Genomic DNA, 22,831 nt, shown 5'->3' on the forward strand with positions numbered 1-22,831 from the left:
ATCCGGGGCATGAAGCCCCTCGTCTACACCCGCGCCCAGCAACTGCCCGGCATCCTGGCCGAACGCATCGCGATCCTCGACGGTGCGATGGGCACGATGATCCAGCGCTTCAAGCTCAGCGAGGCCCAGTACCGCGGCGAGCGCTTCAAGGACTTTCCGCGCGACGTCAAGGGCAACAACGAGCTGCTCTCGCTGACCCGCCCCGACGTGATCCGCGACATCCACGAAGGCTATCTGGCCGCCGGCGCCGACCTGATCGAGACCAACACCTTCGGCGCGACCCGCATCGCGCAGGAGGACTACAAGATGGCCGAGCTGGCGCGCGAGATGAATCTCGAATCGGCCCGCATCGCGCGCGCCGCCTGCGACAAGTTCAGCACGCCCGACAAACCGCGCTTCGTGGCGGGCGCCCTCGGCCCGACGCCCAAGACCGCCAGCATCAGCCCCGACGTGAACGATCCCGGCGCGCGCAACGTGAGCTTCGAGGAGCTGCGCGCGTCCTATTACGAGCAGGTCGAGGCGCTGGTCGAAGGCGGCGCCGACGTGCTGCTGGTCGAGACCATCTTCGACACCCTCAACGCCAAGGCCGCGCTGTTCGCGATCGACGAGTACTTCGAGGCCAGCGGTGAGCGCCTGCCGCTCGTCATCAGCGGCACCGTGACCGATGCCTCCGGCCGCATCCTCAGCGGCCAGACCGTGACCGCCTTCTGGCACAGCGTGCGCCATGCGCGGCCGATGGCCATCGGCCTCAACTGCGCGCTGGGCGCGGCGCTGATGCGGCCCTACATCCAGGAACTGGCGCGCGTGGCCGACGACACCTTCATCAGCTGCTACCCCAACGCCGGCCTGCCCAATCCGATGAGCGAAACCGGCTTCGACGAAACGCCCGAGGTCACCTCGCGCCTGCTGCACGAGTTTGCGGCCGAGGGGCTGGTCAACATCGTCGGCGGCTGCTGCGGCACCACGCCCGACCACATCGCCGCCATCGGGCGCTCGGTGGCGCCGCTCGCGGGGCGCACGCTGCATCGCGCGGCCGCGTATCCCGAAGCGGCCTGAGGTAAAGAAGCGCCCTGGCGGTGCACGTCTTTGCGCGGCTGGCCGTTGCTGAGGGTAGGCCGTGGCTGATTGACAACATGTCGAGCGCGCGTAGCCTGAGCGCAAAGGAACATTCCATGAACAAGCTCGTCCAGCGATGGATAGGCATCGGCACCATCGCCCTGGTTCTGCCGGTCGCCGCGGCGGCGCAGGAGGCCTTCGCCCGCGGCACGGTCAATCTGCGTGCCGGCCCCTCGGGCGACTACCCGCTGGTGGCGCGACTCGGCCATGGCCAGCCCTTCGAGGTGCTCGGCTGCACCAGCGGCTATGCATGGTGCGACGTGGTGCTGCCCGACGGGCTGCGCGGCTGGGTCTATGCCGCCAACATCGACTACGCCTACGATGATGACCGGCGCGTGCCCTTGGCCACCTACGGCGCCATCATCGGCGTGCCGATCATCGGCTTCACGATCGGCAACTACTGGAGCAACCACTACCGCGACCGCCCCTGGTACGGCGAGCGGCGCTGGTGGGGCGACCACCATCCGCCGCCGCCCGTCGCCGGCTGGCGCCCGGTGCCGGCGCCGCGGCCGGACTGGCGGCCCAATCCGTGGCGCGACCCCGGCTACGCGCATCCGGGACCGGGCTTCCGTCCGCAGCCGCAGCCGGGCTGGCGGCCTTCGCCAGGGCAGCATCCACCGCCGGATCACGGTGTCCGGCCGCCGCGTCCCGACCGCGGTTTCCGACCGCCGGAGCACGCCGGCCCGCCGAACGTGCATCCGGGCCGACCGCCGGACGTCCATCCGGGTCGTCCACCGGACGTGCATCCGGGACGTCCGCCGGCCATGAATCCGGGCCAGCCGGGCGTTCGTCCGCCGGCTGCCCTGCCCGGCGCCGAGGCGCGGCAAAGGCAACTGGACCGGATCAACCGCGCGCCGCCTGGCACGACGCCAGGGGACAGCAGGCCAGGCGGCGGCCTGTAGCGCTCTAGGGCTTCTTCTTGCGCGCGATCAGCGCGACGAAGCGCTGCGCGCCCAGGCCCAGCGGGCGCTCGCGCGACCACACCACGTCGACCCACAGGTCGAGCCCGTTCGACAGGTTCTCGAACGGAATCTCCACCAGCGCGCCGGCCGCCACGTGCGGCCGCGCGAAATTGCGCGGCAGCCAGCCCCAGCCCAGGCCGGCCGTGATCAGGCTCAGCGCGGCCAAGGCGTTGTCGGTGCGCCAGACATGGCGCGCAAAGACGAAGCGCGGGTCGCTGGTCGCGAGATCGCGCCCGGCCACCACGATCTGGCGCGTGGTCGTCAGGTGCTCCTCGCGCAGCCGGCCGCCGGCCGCGGCCAGCACCGGATGGTCGGGCGCCATCACGGCCACCATGGTGTCGCTGGCCACTTCCTGAAAGCCCTCGCGGCCGTCGAGGCTGGGCCGCTCGAAGACCAGCGCCAGCTGCGCGCGGCCGCTGTGCAGCAGCGCCAGCGCATCGGCTTGCGGCGCCGCCAGCACCTCGACTTCCAGCAGCGGGTATTCCCGCGCCAGCGCGGCCAGCGGCGCGCTCCACGGCGCGGCCAGCAGCTCGGGCGCGATCGCGAGCGTGAGCCGGTTCTCCAGGCCCTGCGTCAGCGCCAGCGCCTGCACCTGCAGCTGCTTGAGCTGCGCGGCGAGCAGCCGCGCCTGCGGCTCCAGCGAACGCGCCGCGGCCGTCGGCTGGGGCTCGCGGCCGCCGCGGTCGAAGAGCGGCAGGTCCAGCTCGGCCTCGAGGTTCGCGATCGCCATGCTCACCGCCGAGGGCACGCGGCCGAGCGCCCGCGCGGCGGCCGAGAAGGAGCCGTGGTCGAGCACGGCCAGAAACACGTGCACGTTGTCGCTGGAAAAACTCATGGCAACGGCCTTTCAATAATTCTGAAAGAAGATGACTTTTTATATCAGATGAGCGCACATAAAGTAGGGGCCAAACCGCCAATCCAAACAGGAAGATTTCATGCAAGGGCTCAAGCGTCGCGTCGTCTACATCACGCTCTACGAAGGTCTCGCCATCGTCGCGGCCAGCGCCGGACTGGCGCTGATGTCGGGGCAGGGCATGGGCCACTCGGGCGTGCTGGCCGTCATCGCCTCGGTCATCGCGATCCTCTGGAACCTCGCCTTCAACACCCTGTTCGAGCGCTGGGAGTCGCGCCAGGCCGTGCGCGGCCGCAGCTTGCGCCGCCGCGTCGCCCACGCGATCGGCTTCGAGGGCGGCCTGGTCGCCTTCCTGGTGCCGGTCTTCGCCTGGTGGATGGAGGTGAGCCTGTGGCAGGCGCTGGTGATGGACCTGGGCCTGGTGGTGTTCTTCCTGGTCTACACCTTCGTCTTCAACTGGGCCTTCGACCTGCTGTTCGGCCTGCCCGCATCGGCCGCCGGCGTGGCCCAGCCGGCGTAAAATCCGCGGCTCCCAAGGAGCGTTGCAGCGCGGTACCTTCCATCCGAAGCGTCCGCGTCAGGCTTGGGCTTGCAACGACGCTCGCCTGACCCACGTTCCGCAGGTGAGCCCATGTCCTCCGATCCGTCTTCCGTCCCTGTTCTCCCGGTTCCTCCGATGAAGCTGTCCGGCCTCGAGCCGGTGCAGATCGGCCAAGGCACGCTCTTCGTCAACATCGGCGAGCGCACCAACGTCACCGGCTCCAAGGCTTTCGCCCGCATGATCCTGAACGGCCAGTTCGAGGAAGCGCTGGCGGTCGCGCGCCAGCAGGTCGAGAACGGCGCGCAGGTGATCGACATCAACATGGACGAGGCCATGCTCGACAGCAAGGCCGCGATGGTGCGTTTCCTGAACCTGATCGCCAGCGAGCCCGACATCGCGCGCGTGCCGATCATGATCGACAGCTCCAAGTGGGAAGTGATCGAAGCCGGCCTGCGCTGCATCCAGGGCAAGGGTATCGTCAACTCGATCAGCATGAAGGAGGGCGAGGCCCAGTTCAAGCACCACGCGACGCTGCTGCGCCGCTACGGCGCGGCCGCGGTCGTGATGGCCTTCGACGAGCAGGGCCAGGCCGACACCTACGAACGTAAGATCGAGATCTGCGAGCGCGCCTACCGCATCCTGGTCGACGAGATCGGCTTCCCGCCCGAGGACATCATCTTCGACCCCAACATCTTCGCGATCGCCACCGGCATCGAGGAGCACAACAACTACGCGGTCGACTTCATCAACGCCACGCGCTGGATCAAGGAAAACCTGCCGGGCGCCAAGGTGTCGGGCGGCGTCTCGAACGTGAGCTTCAGCTTCCGCGGCAACGACCCGGTGCGCGAAGCGATCCACACCGTGTTCCTCTACCACGCGATCAAGGCGGGCATGGACATGGGCATCGTCAACGCCGGCATGGTGGGCGTCTACGACGACCTCGAACCCGAGCTGCGCGAGCGCGTGGAAGACGTGGTGCTGAACCGCCGCCCCGACGCCGGCGAGCGCCTGGTCGAAGTGGCCGAAACCGCCAAGAGCGGCGCCAAGGACGAGAGCAAGAAGCTCGAGTGGCGCGGCACGCCCGAGCACCCGGTGCACGTGAACCAGCGGCTCTCGCATGCGATGGTGCACGGCATCACCGACTTCATCGTCGAGGACACCGAAGAGGCCTACCAGCAGATCCTGGCCAAGGGCGGCCGGCCGCTGCACGTGATCGAAGGCCCGCTGATGGACGGCATGAACATCGTCGGCGACCTGTTCGGCCAGGGCAAGATGTTCCTGCCGCAGGTGGTGAAGTCGGCGCGCGTGATGAAGTCGGCCGTGGCCCACCTCATTCCCTACATCGAGGAAGAGAAGCGCCAGGACGAAGCCGCGGGCCGCGACGTGCGCACCAAGGGCAAGATCATCATCGCCACCGTCAAGGGCGACGTGCACGACATCGGCAAGAACATCGTGACCGTCGTGCTCCAGTGCAACAACTTCGAGGTGGTGAACATGGGCGTGATGGTCCCGTGCCACGAGATCCTGGCGCGCGCCAAGGTCGAGGGCGCGGACATCGTGGGCCTGTCGGGCCTGATCACGCCCAGCCTCGAGGAGATGCAGTACGTCGCCGGCGAGATGCAGAAGGACGAGCATTTCCGCATCAAGAAGATCCCGCTGCTGATCGGCGGCGCCACCACCAGCCGCGTGCACACGGCGGTGAAGATCGCGCCGCACTACGAAGGGCCGGTGGTCTACGTGCCCGACGCCTCGCGCAGCGTGAGCGTGGCGCAGTCGCTGCTGTCCGACCAGGCGGCGGCCTACATCGACGAGATCAACGCCGACTACGACAAGGTCCGCCACCAGCACGCCAACAAGAAGCAGACGCCGCTGTGGCCGCTGGCGAAAGCGCGCGCCAACAAGACGCCGATAGCCTGGTCGAATTACCTGCCGCCGGTGCCGAAGTTCATCGGCCGGCGCGTGTTCAAGAACTTCGACCTGACCGAGCTCGCGAAGTACATCGACTGGGGGCCGTTCTTCCAGACCTGGGACCTCGCGGGCCCGTTCCCGGCGATCCTCAAGGACGAGGTGGTCGGCACCGAGGCCGTGCGCGTGTATGCCGACGGCCAGCGCATGCTCAAGCGGCTGATCGAAGGGCGCTGGCTCAGCGCCAGCGGCGTGATCGGCTTCTGGCCCGCCAACACCGAGAACGACGACGACATCGTGCTCTACACCGACGAATCGCGCACCGAAGCCGCGCTCACCTGGTACGGGTTGCGCCAGCAGACCGAGAAGCAGGCCATCGAAGGCGTCATGCGCCCGAGCCGCTGCCTGGCCGACTTCGTCGCGCCGCGCGAGAGCGGCCTGAAGGACTATGTCGGCATGTTCGCCGTCACCGCCGGGCTCGGTGTCGAGAAGAAGGAGAAGTACTTCGTCGACGACCTCGACGACTACTCGGCCATCATGCTCAAGGCGCTGGCCGACCGGCTGGCCGAGGCCTTCGCCGAGGCGCTGCATCACCGCGTGCGCACCGATCTCTGGGGCTATACGCCCGACGAGGGCTTGAGCAACGAGGACATGATCGGCGAGAAGTACCGCGGCATCCGCCCCGCGCCGGGCTATCCGGCATGCCCCGACCACAGCGTGAAGCGGCCGATGTTCGACCTCCTGAACTGCGCGGACATTGGGATGACCCTGACGGAGAGCCTCGCCATGATGCCCGCCGCCAGTGTCAGCGGCTTCTACCTGAGCCATCCTGAGGCGACCTACTTCAACGTCGGCAAGATCGGGCACGACCAGTTGCAGGATCAGGCAGCGCGACGCAAGCAGAGCGAAGCGGATCTCGAGCGGCTGCTGGCCCCCAATCTCTGATGCTTCAGAAACTGATGTTTGCTGCCGCGCACTATGCGGCGCTGGCGATCTTCGTTGCCGGCTGCTGGGGCTTCGGGCGGGTGGTGCAGTCGCGCATGGGTTCGCCGGTGCGCCACGACGTCTGGCTCGAGACCGCGATGGCCACCGCGCTCGGCGTCGGGGTCTTCATCTGCGCGTTCCAGTTGCTCGGCATCGCGGGCGCGTTCGACACCGCCGGCGTGCTGCTGCTGGCCGCGATCGGCTTTGCGGCGGCGTGCGTGCAGTTTCCGGCATGGAGGCGGGAGGTGCGCGCCTTCGACCCGGGGCTGCCCCTGTCATGGGTCGACAAGGCGGGCCTGGTCGCGCTGGCGCTGGTCGCGCTGCCGACGCTGCTGGCGCCGCTGGCGCCGCCGGCCGCCTTCGACGAGTTGATGTACCACCTGCCGTATGCGCGCGAGGTGGCGCAAAGCGGCTCTCTCGGCATCCATGAGTGGCTGCGCTATCCCTGGTTTCCGTACAACTACAACCTGCTCTATGCCGCCGCGCTCTTGGTCGGCGACGACGTGTTGGCGCATTTCCTGAACGCGCTGGCCGGCTGGCTGTCGGTGTGGATGGTCTACCGCCTGGGCGTGCTGCACCTGAACCGCGTGCTGGGCTGCGCGGGCGCCGCCATCTGGCTCGGCATGGGCGACTATTCGAACGCCTTGATCGACACGGGCGTCGCGCTGTTCGTGCTGGCGGCCTGCACGGCCCTGTGGTGGTGGCGCGAATCGCCACCGGCCCAGGGCCCGCGCTGGCTGGCGCTGGCGGCTTTCTTCCTCGGCCTCGCGGCGGGCTCCAAGTACCAGGCGCTGACCTTCCTGCCGCTGGTGGCCTGGTTCGTGATCCGCCGCGAGCGGCGCCCGGGCGTCTGGGCCGTCGCGCTGCTGTGCTTTCTCGTTCCCTGCATCTACTGGTACGCGCGCAATGCCGTGATGACGGGCGATCCCTTCAATCCCATCGGCGCGAAGCTGTTCGGCTTCAGCAACTGGAACCTGGCCGACTACAAGAACCAGCTCGACGACGTGCGCATCCATGCCGCCTTTCCCAGCCTCCTGATCTGGCCCGTGGTGCTCGCGCCTCTCAGCAAGGCCTGGCGGCGCTCGCCGGCCGTGCACGCCGCGATCATCTTCTGCGCCTACTCGGTGCTCGTGTGGGCGCTGACCTCGCGCTACCCGCGCTACTTGACGGCTTCGTTCCCGCTGATCGCGCTGATCGCGGTGCTGGGCTGGCAGGTGCTGCTCGGCTGGATCGTGGCGGGGCTGCGCTGGCTGCTGCCGGTAGCCGGCCGCGTGGGTTGGCCGGCGCGCGCGGGCAGTCTCTTCGTCGTTGTCTTTCTGGCAGCGCTCGCGGCGGTGTCGGTCCGGCATACCGCGCGCGCGCTCACCAAGGTGTCGCCGACGCCAGAGACGCGGGAGGCCTTCCTGCGGGCCAACGTGCCCGGCTATGCCGTCATGAACTACCTGCGCGAGCACGCCACTGGCCGCGTCTACCAGATCGCGCTGAGCGAGGCGATCTACTACGGGCCCAACCCGATCTGGGGCGACGCGCTGGGACCGTGGCGCTACACGGACTTTCTTCCTCTTCCCCCGGCCGAGATGGCGCGCAAGCTCGCGGCACTGGGCTTCGAGGCCATCGTGATGCCCTACTCGATGGTGCCGCAGATCACGACCAAGCCTGGATTCGACGATCATTTCGCCTTGATGTACGAGAAAGACGGCGCCAAGGCCTATCGCATCCTGCAATACAAGAATGACCGAGCACCCTGATCCGCGCCCAGCCCCGCTGCCCGCACTGCCCGCACTGCCCGCACTGCGTATAGCCGCCGTGATCCCGTGCTTCAACGAGGCACTGGCCATCGCGCAGGTGGTGGACGAGTTCCGCGCGGCCCTGCCCGAGGCCGAAGTCCATGTGTTCGACAACGCCTCGACCGACGACACCGCGGCCGTCGCCCGCGCCGCCGGTGCGCGCGTGACGCACGTGGCGCTGCGCGGCAAGGGCAATGTGGCGCGGCGCATGTTCGCCGACGTCGAGGCCGACATCTACGTGATGGTCGACGGCGATGCCACCTACGACCTCGGCGAGCTGCGCCGCCTGGTCGACACGCTGGTCGAAGGCAACCTCGACATGGTGGTCGGCTCGCGCGTCGACGACGGCCACGACGCCCACACCTACCGAACGGGGCACCGCTTCGGCAACCGCCTTTTGACCGGCGCGGTGGCGGGGCTCTTCGGCGGCCATCTCACCGACATGCTCTCGGGCCTGCGCGTGTTCTCGCGGCGCTACGCCAAGTCCTTCCCGGCCGTCTCGGAGGGCTTCGAGATCGAGACCGAGCTCACGGTCCATGCGCTGGAATTGCGCATGCCCTTCGCCGAACTGCCGGTGCGCTACCGCTCGCGCCCGGAGGGCTCGCACAGCAAGCTCTCGACCTACCGCGACGGCTGGCGCATCCTCAAGACCATCTGCAAGCTGTTCGTGAGCGAGCGGCCGCTGCTCTTCTTCTCGGGCATCGCGACCGTGCTGGCGCTGGCCTCGCTCGCGGCGGCCGTGCCGCTGGCCCTTACCTACATCGACACGGGCCTGGTACCGCGCCTGCCGACGGCCGTGCTGCTGACCGGCACCATGCTGGCCGCGATGCTGGCCTTCGTCTGCGGCATCGTGCTGCACACCGTGACCATCGGGCGGCAGGAGGCCAAGCGGCTGCGCTATCTCTCGATCCCGGGTGTGCGCCATCGCGGCCGGCCATGAGGGCGGGCCGCGAGTTCCTGTTCTTCGCGGCCGCCGGCGTGGCGGGCCTGGGCGTCGATGTCGGCGTGCTGTATCTCGCGGCCCCCGTGCTCGGCTGGTATCTGGCACGGGTGCTGTCCTTCGTCGCAGCCGCGACGGCGACCTGGGCGCTGAACCGGCGCTACGCCTTCAGCGCGCGGCATTCGGAGGTATCGCTGGCGCGCGAATACCTCGGCTACCTGCTGACCATGCTGGGCGGCGCCTTCGTCAACTACGGCGTCTATGTGCTGGTGCTGCACACGCTGAGCGGCCCATGGGCGCCGGCGGCCGGCGTGGCGCTTGGCAGCCTGACGGGGATGGTGCTCAACTTTCTTTCCGCGCGGCACCTGATATTCAAGTCGAGGCGCGAGCGGTGAGGGCTGCTGTCGCCTGATCACGGTCACAACGAGTAGCACGGCATCGCGCGGCCGAGTAGCGCCACGCGTGACTTGCCGGGCTGGGCCGGATCGCCTCTGAGTTTTCAGGAGACGCCGTCCTCCCATATTTCGTCCTGGATTGTGGACTGCGCCCTTACGGGGTGCACGCCGACAGTGACTGCCTGCGATGCGGATACGCTGCTACTTCCATCCGCTCGCGCAGGCATCGCTCGATGACCTTTTCCCGCCGCAAGTTCCTGCTGATTGCTGGGGCGCTCGCTGCATCCGGTGCATCGTGGGCGGCCTGCGCTGCCAAGACATCGGCCGTAGCCAAGACCGCCCCCTCCGATGCGCAGAAACCCAGGTCATTGGACCGGCTCAATGCGGCGACTGAGACGCCGATGCTTTCCCAGGGCGCCAGAGGCGCTGCGGTGGTTCGTGCCCAGATCCTGCTTGACCGCGCATGGTTCTCGCCCGGCGAGATCGACGGCGGCTTTGGTGCAAGCATGCGGCGTGTGGTGGCCGCGTACCAGACGGCGAGCGGCATCGCCCCCACCGGCAAGGTGGACGCCGCCACCTGGACGGCCCTCAGAAACGACACCGCGCCTTTGTTCGCCGCATACGTCGTCACCGAGAGGGATGCTGCCGGGCCCTTCACGGCGACGCCAAAGGACATGGCCGATAGGGCAAAGCTGAAATCGCTCGACTACGAATCCGTCGAGGAAGCGTTGTCGGAGAAGCATCACATGGCGCCGAAGCTGCTGGCGGATCTGAACAAGGGCGCGCGCTTCAGGGCCGGCGATGAGATCGTGATTGTCAACGTGGCCGGCGCTGCGGATCCAGCGGTTGTGAAAGCCGCGGCGTCGATCGAGATCGACAAGTCCGAGCACATGCTCTTCGTGCTCGACCGCGACGGCAAGCCGCTGGCCGGCTTCCCGATCAGTATCGGCGGGCGGCTTGATCCCTTGGAGCTCGGCAGGATGAAGATCACCAACGAAGTGAAGAATCCGACCTTCACCTACGATCCCGGGCTCCTCAAGAATGCGCCAGCGAAGGCGAAGAAGGTCGAAGTGCCGCCCGGCCCCAACAATCCGGTGGGCAGCACCTGGATTGGACTTTCGAAACCGCACTGGGGCATTCACGGAACGCCGTCTCCCGCGCGCGTCGGTCACCAGGAAACCAATGGCTGCATTCACTTGACCAACTGGGATGCGGCGCGATTGTCGACACTGGCCAAGACCGGGTTTGCGGTGGAGGTAAAGCCATAGTGGCCGTGGTGGGTCGGCGCAGTCTCGTGGCGGCCGCGCTCTTCGTTTCGCCACTCTGCGCCTCGGCGCAGGCAGGAGGCGCGCCATCGGAGGCGCCCGCAGCGCAAGCGCCGGTCATGGCCGATGAGGCGGCCTTGCTGGCAAATCGCAAGCAGACCGTTCTCGGCTTCATAAGTCGCGCCGTGAATCGAGGCAGTGAGCGGCAAGAGCGGTGACCCAGAACGGATCATCCGGATCGAAGGCAAGCCCGAACTTGGGAGTGATGAGAAGGCCTGCCTTCTCAAACGCAGACGGATCTGTAGCTCGAACGAAAGATGCAAGTGCGGTGAACGGCACTGACAGATTGCCGATGTTCACGACCGGTGCTTGCGCGGTGATCTCTTCCAACCTACCGCAGTCCTGGAAACGGTAGACCACCGAGTCGTAGTCGAGCTCATTGAGCCCGACGCCGTTTCGGCACGTTCTCGCGGGCTTGCCTCGCATCTTCACGACCTCTTGTCTTGAGGCCGAGAACGGTGTTTCATCGACGCATACGAACGGATCCAGATCCATTTGATCGCCGCGCGCGCTTCGTTCAGTCAGTACACCCCCGACACCACCACCGGAATCTCGGTCGCCGGCGGCGTGTTGCGGCTGCGGCCGCAGCGCACGATGCCGTCGATCATCACCATGCCGACGCCCGGGATGTCGCCGAGCTGCACGCTTTCGAGCAGCGTCCTGCCGGCCGTGTGCTGCGCGCGGTCCATGAAGACGAAGTCGGCCGCGCGGCCGACCTCGATCAGCCCGCAATTGAGCTTGCGGATGCGTGCCGTGTTGCCGGTCGCGAAGCAGAACACCAGCTCGGCCGGGATGTTCGCGATCGAGGACAGCATCGCCACCATGCGCAGGATGCCCAGCGGCTGCACGCCCGAGCCGGCCGGCCCGTCGGTGCCGAGGATCACGCGGTGCGGGCACTTCAGGTCCAACGCCGCCTTGGCAGCCGCGATGGCCACGCGCTCGTTGCCGTTGTGCACGATCTCGATCGCGCGCGAAGACTTCTCGCACAGCTCGCACACATGCGCCTCGGGCAGCGAGGTGTGGCCGCCGTTGATGTGGCCGATGATGTCGGCATCGGCTTCGAGCACCACGTCCTTGTCGATCAGGCCCGAGCCGGGGATCGAGGGGCCGCCGGTGTGGATGGTGCTCTGGATGCCGTACTTGCGCGCCCAGGCCACCATCTCCTTGGCCTCGTAGCCGGCCTTCACCGAGCCCAGGCCCACTTCGCCGAGCAGGCCCACGCCGGCCTCGGCCATTTCCTTGAAGTCGCTCTCGACCATGCCCTTCTCGAGCACCGGCGCGCCCGCCAGCACCTTGACGCCGCCGGGGCGGAAGTTGTCGAAGGCGCGCTGCGCGGTGATGGCCAGGGCCTTCACGCCCACGATGTCCTTGGGCCGGCCCGGCAGGTGCACTTCGCCGGCCGAGATCATCGTGGTCACGCCGCCGTTCATCGTCGAATCGATCCAGCCAAGCTGGCTCTGGCGCGGCGTCCAGTCGCCGAACACCGGGTGCACGTGGCTGTCGATCAGGCCGGGGGCGACGCAGGTCTTCTTGGCGTCGATCACAGTCTGCGCGCCTTCAAGATCGCAGTCCTTTTCCTTGCCGACCGCGACGATCAGCCCGTCGTTCACGACCAGGGTGTCGGCGTCCAGGATGGGCTTGTCGATGTCGCCCGAGAGCAACAGACCTATGTTCCGGATGACGACCTTGCCCGACTTTGCGCCGGTTGCGACTTCTGCCATTTCTTTGCCTCTTCGTGGGGTGAGGTTGAGGTGGTTTCTTCGTCGGAAGCGCCCGCGTCGACCGTGCGCAGCACGGTTTCGATCACGAAGTCTTCCCAGTGCGCCACGGCTTCCGGCGTCTCCAGCGGCTCGCCGAGGAAGGCGGTCAGCGTGTGGCGGTTCGATGTGTAGAAGTAGCCGGTGGAGGCGATCAGCAGGTAGAGATCGCGCGCCGCCACGTCGTCGCGGAACAGCCCCTGCGCGACGCCGCTTTCGAGCAGCTTCTGGATGATCGCGATCGCCCGCGACGAGTATTCGCGCGCGCGCAGCGACTTCGCGACGTGCCGGCCCTTGTGCAGGTTCTCGGTGTTGAGCAGCGTGACGAACTCGGGGTTCTTGCGGTAGTAGCCGAGCACGAAGCGGATCACCGCCGTCAGCGCCTCGACCGGCCGCGATGCGTCGAGGTCGATCGCGGCCTCGGCCTCGTCCATGCGCCGGTAGATGCCCTCGAGCACCGCGATGAAGAGGCCTTCCTTGCTGCCGAAGTAGTAGTAGATCATGCGGTCGTACGACTTCGCGGCCTTCGAGATCTTCTCGACGCTGCCGCCGTCGTAGCCGTACTTCGCGAACACCTTGGTGGCCGCGCGCAGGATGCTCTCGCGCGTGGCCTGCGCGGCGGCCTCGCGCACGCCGGTGCGGCGCGTGGCCGGCTTGGGCAGGCTGCGGCCGTTGGCCATTTACTTCTCGGCGAAGGCGCGTTCTACGACGAAATCGCCGGGGGTCGACGTGTTGCCTTCCTTGAACCCGCGCGCTTCCAGGATGTGCTTCAAGTCCACCAGGAGGCCCGGGCTGCCGCAGAGCATCACGCGATCTTCCGCGGCATTGAGCGGCGGCAGACCGAGGTCGTCGGTCAGCTTGTTGGTCTCGATCAGCTCGGTGATGCGGCCCATGTTGCGGAACTCCTCGCGCGTCACGGTCGGGTAGTAGAGCAGTTGCTTCTCGATCATCTCGCCCAAAAACTCGTGCTTGGGCAGGTGGTCGGTCACGAGGTCGTGGTAGGCCAGCTCGTCGATCTGGCGCACGCCGTGCACCAGGATGATCTGCTCGAACTTCTCGTAGGTGTCCGGGTCGCGGATGATGCTCATGAACGGTGCAAGACCCGTGCCGGTGCCGAACAGATAGAGGCGCTTGCCCGGCAGCGTGTAGTCGATCAAGAGCGTGCCGGTGGGCTTGCGGCCCACGATGATGGTGTCGCCCACCTGGACGTGCTGCAGCCTGGAGGTGAGTGGGCCTTCCTCGACCTTGATGCTGAGGAACTCCAGGTGCTCCTCGTAGTTGGGGCTCACGATGCTGTAGGCGCGCAACAAGGGCTTGTTGTTGACCTTGAGGCCGATCATCGTGAAGTGGCCGTTGGAAAAGCGCAGCGCCGGGTCGCGCGTGGTGGTGAAGGTGAACAGGCGGTCGGTCCAGTGGTGGACGCTCAACACGCGTTCTTCGCTGAATGCACTCATAGGAATCAGGGATGGTTATGAATGAAAAGGGAACCTGCCGATTGTCGGCGACGCCGCGAAAACACCATTGCAAGCATCGATTCTGTTTGCTACATTGGCCTTCAATGTAGTGATTGCAACATGAAAGTGTAGGGAATACTACACAAACCGTGAGTCCAATACAAGCCGGTTTCCGGCACGGTTGTTGCAGATCCGATCGGCCCCGATTTCAAGAGTAGCCCCCGATGACCGAACACACCAAGACAGACGGATTGCCCGGCATGGACATGCCGGTATTGCCCGAGGCCGGCGGCCGCTCGCCCCTGCGCAACGAGCGCATGAGCACCAGCAAGGTCGAGTGCAACGCCTGTCCGGTGCTGTGCCAGATCTCCGAGGGGCGCACCGGCGCCTGTGACCGCTATGCCAACCGCGAGGGCGTGCTGGTGCGCGTCGATCCGGTGCTGCTGCTGCGGCGCGAACTCGCGAGCGAATCGCCCGCGCTGGTGCCCTTCGCGCGGCCGGCGGCCGAACAGGCGCCCGCGGAAGCGGACCCGGACTGGAAGGGCGATCTCCTCCACGCCGACGAGGTCTTTGTCACCGGCGTGGGCTCCTCCACCACCTACCCCGACTACAAGCCCGCACCCTTCATCGTGGCTTCCAAAGCCCAGGGCGTCGACATGGTCACGGTCGTGACCGAGGGCATCTTCAGCTACTGCAGCTTCAAGGTGAAGATCGACACCGACCGCTTCCTCGGCGCCGAGCAGGCCAACGTGCGCTACCGCGGCGAGGTGGTCGGCCACGTCACCACGGCCGAGTACGGCTCGCAGATGCTCTCGCTCGGCGGCGTGCACCATCTCACCGGCGGCAGCAAGAAGGAGGGCCGCATGACGGCCGAGCTGATGCAGCTGCTGGGCAACAAGAAGGCGGTCGAATGCGTGATCGACGGCGGCGCCAGCATGGTGATCCAGGCCGGCAAGGCCCCCATCGTCAACGGCGTGGAGGAAAAGCGCATGCGCGTGGGCTGCGGCTCGGCGGCCGTCGGCATCTTCGCGCGCCAGCTCTTCAGCCAGGCCGACGAGGTGGTGGTGGTTGACGACCACATCACCGGCGTGCTCACCGAGCACCAGGCCGGGCGCTGCCTCGACATGCCGCCCTCGGGCATCCAGATGCGCGGGCGCAAGTCCACGCCCGGGCGCTACTTCCAGGTGGCGAACCCCGGCAACGGCTGGGGCGGCACCGACATCGACGATCCGCTGTCGATCATCGAGGGCTGGGAAGAGGGCGTGGCCAAGCCGGGCCTGCGTCTCCTGATGACCTCCACCACCGGCGAACATGCGCAGTGGTACGTGCTCGACGATCAACTGCAGCCGGTCGAGCAGGAGATGCCCGCCGAAGTGCGCCGCATCGTCGAGCGCATCGGCGAGAACTGCGAGCCCTCGCTGTGCAGCGTGCTCTTCCTCGGCGGCGCCGGCGGGTCCTTGCGCGCCGGCGTCACCGAAAACCCGGTGCTGCTCACGCGCGCCATCAAGCGCGCGCTGGTCAACGTGACCTGCGGCGGCGCGCCGGCCTATGTGTGGCCCGGCGGCGGCATCACGGTGATGGTGGACGTGCTGCGCATGCCCGACAACAGCTTCGGCACCGTGCCCACGCCCGCGATCGTGGCGCCCATCGAGTTCAGCATGCGGCGCGAGGACTATGCGGCGCTGGGTGGGCATATGGAGCATGTGTTCTCGCTCGAACAAGCGCTGGCGCGCGGCGCCTGGCAGAACGACGGTGCGCCGCTGGCGCGCCAATGGCTTCGCATGGACGATGCGAATCCCTGGCCGCTCGGTCAACCGCCCATGCTGGGCTGAACGGGCTTCATTCCCATGACCGCCCAACGCACCGCGCTCGACGGCGGCCGCTGGCATCTCAACCACGGCCCGATCGACATCGTGGCCGAGGCGCACGGTGACGCGGTCGAGGTCGCCGTCGCGCACGAACTCGCGTGGCGGCGCTTCGGCGCCGTGCTCGAAGAGCTGGTGGCCGAACTGCCGCTGCTGCGCCAGCCCGTGGGCACCGAATGCGCGCTGCAAGGCCCCATCGCGCAACGCATGTGGAAGGCCTGCGCCCCGTTCAGTGCCGGCTTCATCACGCCGATGGCCGCCGTGGCCGGTGCCGTGGCGCAGGAACTCATCGCCTGCTACCAGCGCCCCGGCATCGAGCGCGCGTGGATCAACAACGGCGGCGATATCGCGCTGCACCTCGCGCCGGGCCATTCGGCGCGCGTCGGCCTGTTCGCCGATCTCGCGCGCTTCGATCTGCATGACAGCGGCCCGCTCGCGACCGACGGCCAGTTCGAGATCGGCGCCGAGATGCCGGTGCGCGGCGTCGCCACCAGCGGCTGGCGCGGCCGCAGCTTCTCGCTCGGCATCGCCGACAGCGTGACCGTGCTCGCAGCCACGGCGGCAGAAGCCGATGCCGCGGCCACCGTGATCGCCAACGCGGTCGATGTCGTTGACCCCGGCATCCATCGCCTGCCGGCCAGCGCCTGCAAGGACGACAGCGATCTGGGCGACATCCCGGTGACGACCGACGTGGAGCCGCTGGCGCCCGCGCAGGTGCGCCGCGCACTGGACGCGGGCGCGGCCCGCGCCGCGGCCTTGCAGCGCGCGGGGCTGGTGTGGTCGGCCGTGCTGGTTTGTCAGGGGCAATGGGCGATGGTCGAGCCCTTAAGCTCGCATGCGTCCGGTGTCTCGGCCATTGCGGGGCAGCCCCGTGCCGCTGCAGTTGGTTCAGTATTTGCTTAACGAAAAGCAGGGCTTCTTTTCATGATCGATATACGTCGCGTTTTCACCCATGTCGAGCACATCCACCACGAGTTCGGTCCACGCGCCGCAACGCCGCTGGTGCGCGGCGCCATCGGCGCGGTGCTGACCAATCCCTTCGCGGGCCGCTACGAGCCCGACATCCTGCCGATGATGAGCCTGCTGGATCCGGTCGGCGTCGACATGGCGCACCGCCTGCATGCCGCGATGGACGTGCCGCTCGAGCAGATCGCCACCTACGGAAAGGGCGCGATCGTCGGCGCCGCCGGCGAGCTGGAGCACGGCGCGCTGTGGCATGTGCCAGGCGGCTATGCGATGCGCGAGCTGCTCGGCTGGAAGGGCGACCGCGACGCCTATCGCCAGGGCAAGGCCGAGGAGAAGACCGGGCAGCCCGGCAATGCGCTCTCGATCGTGCCCTCCACCAAGAAGGTGGGGCCGCCCGGCGCGGCGCTCGATGTGCCGCTCACCAACATCAATGCCAGCTACGTGCGCGGGCAGTTCGACGCGATCGAAGTGCGCGTGCCCGGTGCGCCGCTGTCCGACGAGATCGTCTTCATCCTCGCGATGAGCACCGGCTACCGCGTGCATGAGCGCGTCGGCGGCCTGCGCGCAGAAAACATCGCCAAGTGGGACGGGCTGCGCTGAGCGCACCATCCCTGATCCAGAGACAAGACAAGGAAAGAGAACCATGAGCGCCAACATCCGCAAGCTCGTCGTGCAGGTCGACGAAACCCGCAAGGAAATGGGCCAAAGCATCGAGCCGCCCACGCGCCGCGCCGTCGCCATCGCGGTGATCGAGAACCCCTATGCAGGCCGCTACAGCGAATCGCTGGACGAACTGATCGCCATCGGCGAAGAGCTGGGTGCGCTGCTCGGCCAGAAGGCCGTCGCCGCGCTGGGCATCGAGCCCGGCCGGGTGCAGAGCTACGGCAAGGCTGCGATCGTCGGCGAGTCCGGCGAACTCGAGCATGCCGCGGCCATCCTGCATCCCAAGCTCGGCGCGCCGCTGCGCGTGGCGGTCGAGAAGGGCGCGGCGCTGGTGCCCTCGGCCAAGAAGCGCGGCACGCTCGGCACCGCCATCGACGTGCCGCTGGGCCACAAGGACGCGGCCTTCGTGCGCAGCCACTTCGATGCCGTCGAGGCCCGCGTGTCGGATGCGCCGCGCGCCAACGAGATCGTCGTCGCGGTGGCGGTCACCGACAGCGGCCGTCCGCTGCCGCGCATCGGCGGCCTGCAGGTTTCCGAGATCAAGGGCGAAGACGGCCTCCGCTGAGCCGCTCTTGCCACTTCATGCATTTCCTCTTCCGTTCGATCCCAAGGAGCTTTCAATGAACCCCCTGCGTCATGTCTTCAGTGCGGCCGCCGTCGCCACGCTCGCCACTGCACTCATCCCCGCGCATGCGCAGGGCGTGATCAAGATCGGCGAGATCAACAGCTACAAGGCCCAGCCCGCCTTCCTCGAGCCCTACAAGAAGGGCATGGAGCTCGCGGTCGAGGAGATCAATGCCAAGGGCGGCGTCAACGGCAAGAAGATCGAGCTCATCACGCGCGACGACAACGCCAACCCCGGCGACGCGGTGCGCGTGGCCGAAGAGCTGATCTCGCGCGAGAAGATCGACGTGCTGACCGGCACCTTCCTGTCCAACACCGGGCTGGCCGTCGCCGACTTCGCGAAGCAGAAAAAATTCTTCTTCCTGGCTGGCGAGCCGCTCACCGACAAGATGACCTGGCAGGGCGGCAACCAGTACACCTTCCGCCTGCGCCCTGGCACCTACATGCAGGCCGCGATGCTGGTGCCGGAAGCGGTCAAGCTCAAGAAGAAGCGCTGGGCGATCGTCTACCCCAACTACGAGTACGGCCAGTCGGCGGTGGCCGCGTTCAAGCAGCTGCTGAAGGCGGCGCAACCCGATGTGGAGTTCGTCGCCGAGCAGGCGCCGCCGCTGGGCAAGGTCGATGCCGGCAGCGTGGTGCAGGCGCTGGCCGATGCCAAGCCCGATGCGATCTTCAACGTGTTGTTCGGCGCCGACCTGTCGAAGTTCGTGCGCGAAGGCAACACGCGCGGCCTGTTCAAGGGCCGCGAAGTGGTGAGCGTGCTGACCGGTGAACCCGAGTACCTCGATCCGCTGAAGGACGAGGCGCCGAACGGCTGGATCGTCACCGGCTATCCCTGGTACGGCATCCAGACGCCCGAGCACAAGGCCTTCTTCCTCGCGTACCACAACAAGTACAAGGACTATCCGCGCCTCGGTTCGGTGGTGGGCTACACCATGATCAAGTCGGTCGCCGCCGGCGCCGCCAAGGCCAAGAGCACCGAAACGCCGAAGCTGGTCGCCGCCTTCGAGGGCCTGCAGGTGGACACGCCCTTCGGCAAGATCCTCTACCGCCCCGAAGACCACCAATCGACCATGGGCGCCTTCGTCGGCAAGACGAAGAACGACAACGGCAAGGGCGTGATGGTCGACTACCAGTACTTCGACGGCGCCAAGTTCCAGCCCTCCGCCGCCGACGTGAAGAAATCGCGCACCGCGGATTGATCGAGCACGTCCACCATGAGTTTCTCGGGGTTCATTGTTCAATTGCTCAACGGCCTGGCCGGTGCGTCGTCGCTGTTTCTGGTGGCGGCCGGCCTGTCGCTGATCTTCGGCGTCACGCGGATCGTGAACTTCGCGCATGGCTCGTTCTTCATGGTGGGCATCTACGTGGCGTATACGCTGGTCGAACGGCTGGGCACGGGAGTCGGCTTCTGGCCGGCGCTCGTGATCGCCGCGCTCGCCGTCGGCGTGCTCGGTGCGCTGATCGAGGTGGTGCTGCTGCGCCGCATCTACAAGGCACCCGAGCTGTTCCAGCTGCTCGCGACCTTCGCGCTGGTGCTGGTGATCAAGGACGCGGTGCTGTGGTTCTGGGGGCCCGACGAATTGCTGGGCCCGCGCGCGCCCGGCCTCTCGGGCTCGGTGATGATCCTCGGACGCCAGTTTCCTTCCTATGACCTGTTCCTGATCGTCGTCGGCCCCCTGGTGCTCGGCCTGGTCTGGATGCTGCTCACACGCACGCGCTTCGGCACGCTGGTGCGCGCCGCCACGCAGGACCGCGAGATGGTCAGCGCGCTCGGCGTCAACCAGGCATGGCTGTTCACCGCCGTGTTCGCGCTCGGCGCGCTGCTCGCGGGCCTGGGCGGCGCGCTGCAGCTGCCGCGCGAACCGGCCACGCTCGAAATGGACCTCAACACCATCGGCGCGGCCTTTGTCGTCGTCGTCGTGGGCGGCATGGGCTCGATTCCCGGCGCTTACGCGGCCGCGCTGCTGATCGCCGAGATCAAGGCGATCTGCATCTGGCTCGGCGTGGTCGATGTCTTCGGCATCAGCGTCTCGTTCTCCAAGCTCACGCTGGTGGTCGACTTTCTCGTGATGGCGGTGGTGCTGGTGTGGCGCCCCTGGGGCCTGTTCGGCCGGCCGCAGGCGCCGAGCCGCTATGTGGGCATGCAGGAGGAGCCGCTGCGTCGCCCGAGCAGGGCTTACCTGATTGCGGCCGCCGTGTTCGGCCTCGTGCTCGCAGCCATGCCCTTCATCACGGCCGACTCGCCCTACACGACGGTGTTGATGATCGACCTCATGATCGCTGCGCTGTTCGCGACCAGCCTGCACTTCATCATGGGCCCGGCCGGCATGCATTCCTTCGGCCATGCGGCCTACTTCGGGCTCGGGGCCTATGGCGCCGCGCTGCTGGTGCGCGCGAGCGGCATGCCGATGGAGCTCGCGCTCGTCGTCGCGCCGCTGGTGGCGGCGGCCGGCGCCTTCGTCTATGGCTGGTTCGCGGTGCGCCTGTCGGGCGTCTACCTCGCGATGCTCACGCTCGCGTTTGCGCAGATCACCTGGGCCATCACCTACCAGTGGGACACTTTCACCGGCGGCAGCAACGGCCTCACCGGTGTCTGGCCGGCGGCGTGGCTCTCGGACAAGCGCGTGTACTACTGGCTCACGCTCGCACTGGTGGCGATCGGCGTGCTGTGGCTGCGCCGCGTGCTGTTCTCGCCCTTCGGCTATGCACTGCGCGCCGGGCGCGACTCGACGCTGCGGGCCGATGCGATCGGCATCGACGTCAAGCGCATGCAGTGGGTGGCCTTCGTGGTCGCGGGTACCGCCGCGGGCCTGGCCGGTGCGTTGTATGCGTTCTCCAAGGGCAGCATCTCGCCCGAATCGCTGAGCGTGGGCAAGTCGGTCGACGGGCTGGTGATGGTGCTTTTGGGCGGCATCCAGACGCTGGCAGGTCCGGTGGTGGGCGCCGTCACCTTCACCTGGCTGCACGACACGGTGGCGCGCAACACCGACTACTGGCGCGCGATGCTGGGCGGGATCATCCTGCTGCTCGTGCTGCTGTTCCCGCAGGGGATCGCGGGCTTCACCAAGCAGCTGTTCGATCGGCGGCGCGGCGGCGCGGCCGGCAAGCTGAAGGAGGCCGAAGCATGAGCCTCCTCAAAGTTTCGGAACTCGGCAAATCCTTCGGCGGTGTCAAGGCCGTCGACGGCATCAGCTTCGACCTGGCGCCGGGCGAGCTGCTCGCGCTGATCGGCCCCAACGGCGCCGGCAAGTCCACCACCTTCAACATGGTCAACGGCCAGTTGAAGGCCGATCGCGGATCGATCCTGCTCGACGGCCAGGAACTCGTGGGCCGCAAGCCGCGCGAGATCTGGCGCATGGGCGTGGGCCGCACCTTCCAGATCGCCGAGACCTTCGCCTCGCTCACGGTGGTCGAGAACGTGCAGATGGCGCTGCTCTCGCACGACCACAAACTTTTCTCCACCTGGCGCCGCGCCGCCGATCACAAGCGCGACGAGGCGCTGGCGTTGCTCGACCAGGTCGGCATGAAGGCGCAGGCCGACCGGCCCTGCAGCGTGCTCGCCTACGGCGATGTCAAGCGCGTCGAGCTCGCGATCGCGATGGCCAACAGTCCCAAGCTGCTGCTGATGGACGAGCCCACCGCCGGCATGGCCCCCAAGGAGCGCAACTCGCTGATGGCATTGACCAAGCAACTGGTGATCGACCGCGGCATGGCGGTGCTCTTCACCGAACACAGCATGGACGTGGTGTTCGCGTACGCCGACCGCATGATCGTGCTGGCGCGCGGGCGCCTCATCGCGCAGGGCAAGCCGCTCGAGATCCGCGACCATCCGAAGGTGCAGGAGGTGTACTTCGGCAGCGGCAAGACCTTCGAGAAGATCGCCGAAAAGGCGGCCGCGGTGAACGCGGCGATAGGAGAGGCGGCATGAGTTCGCATGAGCAGTTGTTGGAAGCCAACGCCCTGTGTGCCTGGTACGGCGCCGCGCAGATCCTCTATGACGTCGACCTCGAAGTGCGACGCGGCGAAGTGGTCGCGCTCATGGGCCGCAACGGCGCCGGCAAGTCGACCACGCTCAAGGCGCTGATCGGCATGCTGAGCAAGCGCCGCGGCGCTGTGCGCTTCCTGGGCCATGACATCTCGAAGAGCGAGCCGCACCACGCGGCCAAGCTGGGCCTGGGCTTCGTGCCCGAGGACCGGCGCGTGTTCACCGACCTCACGGTGATGGAGAACCTCGAAGTCGGCAAGCAGGCCGCGCGCCGCTGGGCCGACGGCAGCGACGCGCCGCTGTGGACGCCCGAACGCCTGTTCAAGCTCTTCCCCAACCTCGGCGAGATGCCGAACCGCCCGGGCGGCCGCATGAGCGGCGGCGAGCAGCAGATGCTGACCGTGGCGCGCACGCTGATGGGCAACCCCTACCTGGTGCTGCTCGATGAGCCCTCCGAAGGCGTGGCGCCCGTGATCGTGGAACAGATGGCCAACATGATCCTCGAGCTCAAGGCGCAGGGCGTGAGCATCCTGCTGTCGGAGCAGAACATGCACTTCGCCGAACTCGTGTCCGACCGCGCCTACGTGCTCGAGAAGGGACAAATCCGCTACCAGGCGTCGATGGCCGAACTGGCCGCCAACGACGAGGTGCGCAGGGCGTACCTGAGCGTCTGATCACAGGATTATTTCAACCCGAGGAGCGCACA

At 67.4% G+C, this 22,831-nt stretch carries 21 protein-coding genes and 1 riboswitch; of the genes, 16 read left to right on the top strand and 5 right to left on the bottom strand.

Annotation, left to right across the window (positions count from 1 at the left end; genetic code table 11):
* Nucleotides 1–9 precede the first annotated feature (9 nt).
* On the top strand, nt 10–1,056 hold the full coding sequence (locus tag ACSQ9A_RS01465) for a homocysteine S-methyltransferase family protein (protein WP_436302437.1): 1,047 nt from the start codon (nt 10–12) through the stop codon (nt 1,054–1,056).
* A 116-nt stretch (nt 1,057–1,172) separates the two neighbouring features.
* Nucleotides 1,173–2,018, top strand: a complete 846-nt coding sequence (locus tag ACSQ9A_RS01470) for an SH3 domain-containing protein (RefSeq protein WP_436302438.1) — start codon at nt 1,173–1,175, stop codon at nt 2,016–2,018.
* A gap of 4 nt (nt 2,019–2,022) precedes the next feature.
* Here the strand turns inward: ACSQ9A_RS01470 and ACSQ9A_RS01475 are convergent, their stop codons facing one another.
* Nucleotides 2,023–2,913: a LysR family transcriptional regulator gene (locus ACSQ9A_RS01475; protein WP_093104362.1), complete on the bottom strand. Its 891-nt coding sequence runs from the start codon at nt 2,911–2,913 to the stop codon at nt 2,023–2,025.
* Between the two features lie 100 nt (nt 2,914–3,013).
* Between ACSQ9A_RS01475 and ACSQ9A_RS01480 the strand changes: the two genes are divergently transcribed.
* From ACSQ9A_RS01480 to ACSQ9A_RS01505, 6 genes are all read left to right on the top strand, one after another.
* Nucleotides 3,014–3,451, top strand: coding sequence for a PACE efflux transporter (locus ACSQ9A_RS01480; protein WP_093104361.1), 438 nt, complete (start codon nt 3,014–3,016; stop codon nt 3,449–3,451).
* 10 nt (nt 3,452–3,461) lie between these two features.
* Nucleotides 3,462–3,541, top strand: a riboswitch (S-adenosyl-L-homocysteine riboswitch).
* A 21-nt stretch (nt 3,542–3,562) separates the two neighbouring features.
* On the top strand, nt 3,563–6,322 hold the full coding sequence (gene metH / locus ACSQ9A_RS01485; protein WP_436302439.1) for a methionine synthase: 2,760 nt from the start codon (nt 3,563–3,565) through the stop codon (nt 6,320–6,322).
* Nucleotides 6,322–8,109 (top strand): ArnT family glycosyltransferase, encoded by a 1,788-nt coding sequence (locus ACSQ9A_RS01490; RefSeq protein WP_436302440.1) that lies wholly within the window; start codon nt 6,322–6,324, stop codon nt 8,107–8,109. Before metH ends, ACSQ9A_RS01490 begins: the two co-directional genes overlap by 1 nt.
* Nucleotides 8,093–9,088 carry a glycosyltransferase family 2 protein gene (locus tag ACSQ9A_RS01495; RefSeq protein ID WP_436302441.1) on the top strand — a complete coding sequence of 332 codons (996 nt, stop codon included), beginning with the start codon at nt 8,093–8,095 and terminating at the stop codon, nt 9,086–9,088. Before ACSQ9A_RS01490 ends, ACSQ9A_RS01495 begins: the two co-directional genes overlap by 17 nt.
* Entirely contained in the window at nt 9,085–9,483 is a 399-nt protein-coding gene (locus ACSQ9A_RS01500) for a GtrA family protein (RefSeq protein WP_436302442.1), read from the top strand. Before ACSQ9A_RS01495 ends, ACSQ9A_RS01500 begins: the two co-directional genes overlap by 4 nt.
* Nucleotides 9,484–9,716: 233 nt before the next feature.
* A complete protein-coding gene (locus tag ACSQ9A_RS01505; protein ID WP_436302443.1) occupies nt 9,717–10,751 on the top strand; it encodes a L,D-transpeptidase family protein in 1,035 nt (344 codons plus the stop codon).
* Between the two features lie 168 nt (nt 10,752–10,919).
* Here the strand turns inward: ACSQ9A_RS01505 and ACSQ9A_RS01510 are convergent, their stop codons facing one another.
* Genes ACSQ9A_RS01510 through ACSQ9A_RS01525 form a run of 4 tightly spaced genes read right to left on the bottom strand, consistent with a single transcriptional unit; the run spans nt 10,920 to nt 14,019 of the window.
* Nucleotides 10,920–11,303: a hypothetical protein gene (locus ACSQ9A_RS01510; RefSeq protein ID WP_436302444.1), complete on the bottom strand. Its 384-nt coding sequence runs from the start codon at nt 11,301–11,303 to the stop codon at nt 10,920–10,922.
* Nucleotides 11,304–11,329: 26 nt separating this feature from the next.
* Nucleotides 11,330–12,529, bottom strand: a complete 1,200-nt coding sequence (locus ACSQ9A_RS01515; RefSeq protein ID WP_436302445.1) for an amidohydrolase family protein — start codon at nt 12,527–12,529, stop codon at nt 11,330–11,332.
* Nucleotides 12,475–13,245 (bottom strand): TetR family transcriptional regulator, encoded by a 771-nt coding sequence (locus ACSQ9A_RS01520; RefSeq protein WP_436302446.1) that lies wholly within the window; start codon nt 13,243–13,245, stop codon nt 12,475–12,477. Before ACSQ9A_RS01520 ends, ACSQ9A_RS01515 begins: the two co-directional genes overlap by 55 nt.
* Complete coding sequence (locus ACSQ9A_RS01525; RefSeq protein ID WP_093104350.1) at nt 13,246–14,019, bottom strand: ferredoxin--NADP reductase; 774 nt, start codon at nt 14,017–14,019, stop codon at nt 13,246–13,248. It lies immediately after the preceding gene.
* A 224-nt stretch (nt 14,020–14,243) separates the two neighbouring features.
* Between ACSQ9A_RS01525 and ACSQ9A_RS01530 the strand changes: the two genes are divergently transcribed.
* Genes ACSQ9A_RS01530 through ACSQ9A_RS01565 form a run of 8 tightly spaced genes read left to right on the top strand, consistent with a single transcriptional unit; the run spans nt 14,244 to nt 22,799 of the window.
* The gene (locus ACSQ9A_RS01530; RefSeq protein WP_436302447.1) at nt 14,244–15,851 is read left to right on the top strand and encodes a 6-hydroxynicotinate reductase; all 1,608 of its coding nucleotides are present in this window, start codon (nt 14,244–14,246) and stop codon (nt 15,849–15,851) included.
* A gap of 15 nt (nt 15,852–15,866) precedes the next feature.
* On the top strand, nt 15,867–16,787 hold the full coding sequence (locus ACSQ9A_RS01535; protein WP_436302448.1) for a UPF0280 family protein: 921 nt from the start codon (nt 15,867–15,869) through the stop codon (nt 16,785–16,787).
* Nucleotides 16,788–16,808: 21 nt separating this feature from the next.
* Nucleotides 16,809–17,450, top strand: coding sequence for an amino acid synthesis family protein (locus tag ACSQ9A_RS01540; RefSeq protein ID WP_436292342.1), 642 nt, complete (start codon nt 16,809–16,811; stop codon nt 17,448–17,450).
* A 43-nt stretch (nt 17,451–17,493) separates the two neighbouring features.
* The gene (locus ACSQ9A_RS01545) at nt 17,494–18,078 is read left to right on the top strand and encodes an amino acid synthesis family protein (protein WP_093104344.1); all 585 of its coding nucleotides are present in this window, start codon (nt 17,494–17,496) and stop codon (nt 18,076–18,078) included.
* A gap of 55 nt (nt 18,079–18,133) precedes the next feature.
* On the top strand, nt 18,134–19,339 hold the full coding sequence (locus ACSQ9A_RS01550) for an ABC transporter substrate-binding protein (RefSeq protein WP_436302449.1): 1,206 nt from the start codon (nt 18,134–18,136) through the stop codon (nt 19,337–19,339).
* A 15-nt stretch (nt 19,340–19,354) separates the two neighbouring features.
* A complete protein-coding gene (locus tag ACSQ9A_RS01555) occupies nt 19,355–21,268 on the top strand; it encodes an ABC transporter permease (protein WP_436302450.1) in 1,914 nt (637 codons plus the stop codon).
* On the top strand, nt 21,265–22,068 hold the full coding sequence (locus ACSQ9A_RS01560; protein ID WP_093104340.1) for an ABC transporter ATP-binding protein: 804 nt from the start codon (nt 21,265–21,267) through the stop codon (nt 22,066–22,068). The genes ACSQ9A_RS01555 and ACSQ9A_RS01560 overlap by 4 nt, the downstream gene beginning before the upstream one ends.
* A complete protein-coding gene (locus tag ACSQ9A_RS01565; RefSeq protein WP_093104338.1) occupies nt 22,065–22,799 on the top strand; it encodes an ABC transporter ATP-binding protein in 735 nt (244 codons plus the stop codon). Before ACSQ9A_RS01560 ends, ACSQ9A_RS01565 begins: the two co-directional genes overlap by 4 nt.
* Nucleotides 22,800–22,831: the final 32 nt, after the last annotated feature.

The organism is Variovorax sp. LjRoot290 (assembly GCF_964253985.1).
Taxonomy (GTDB): Bacteria; Pseudomonadota; Gammaproteobacteria; order Burkholderiales; family Burkholderiaceae_C; genus Variovorax.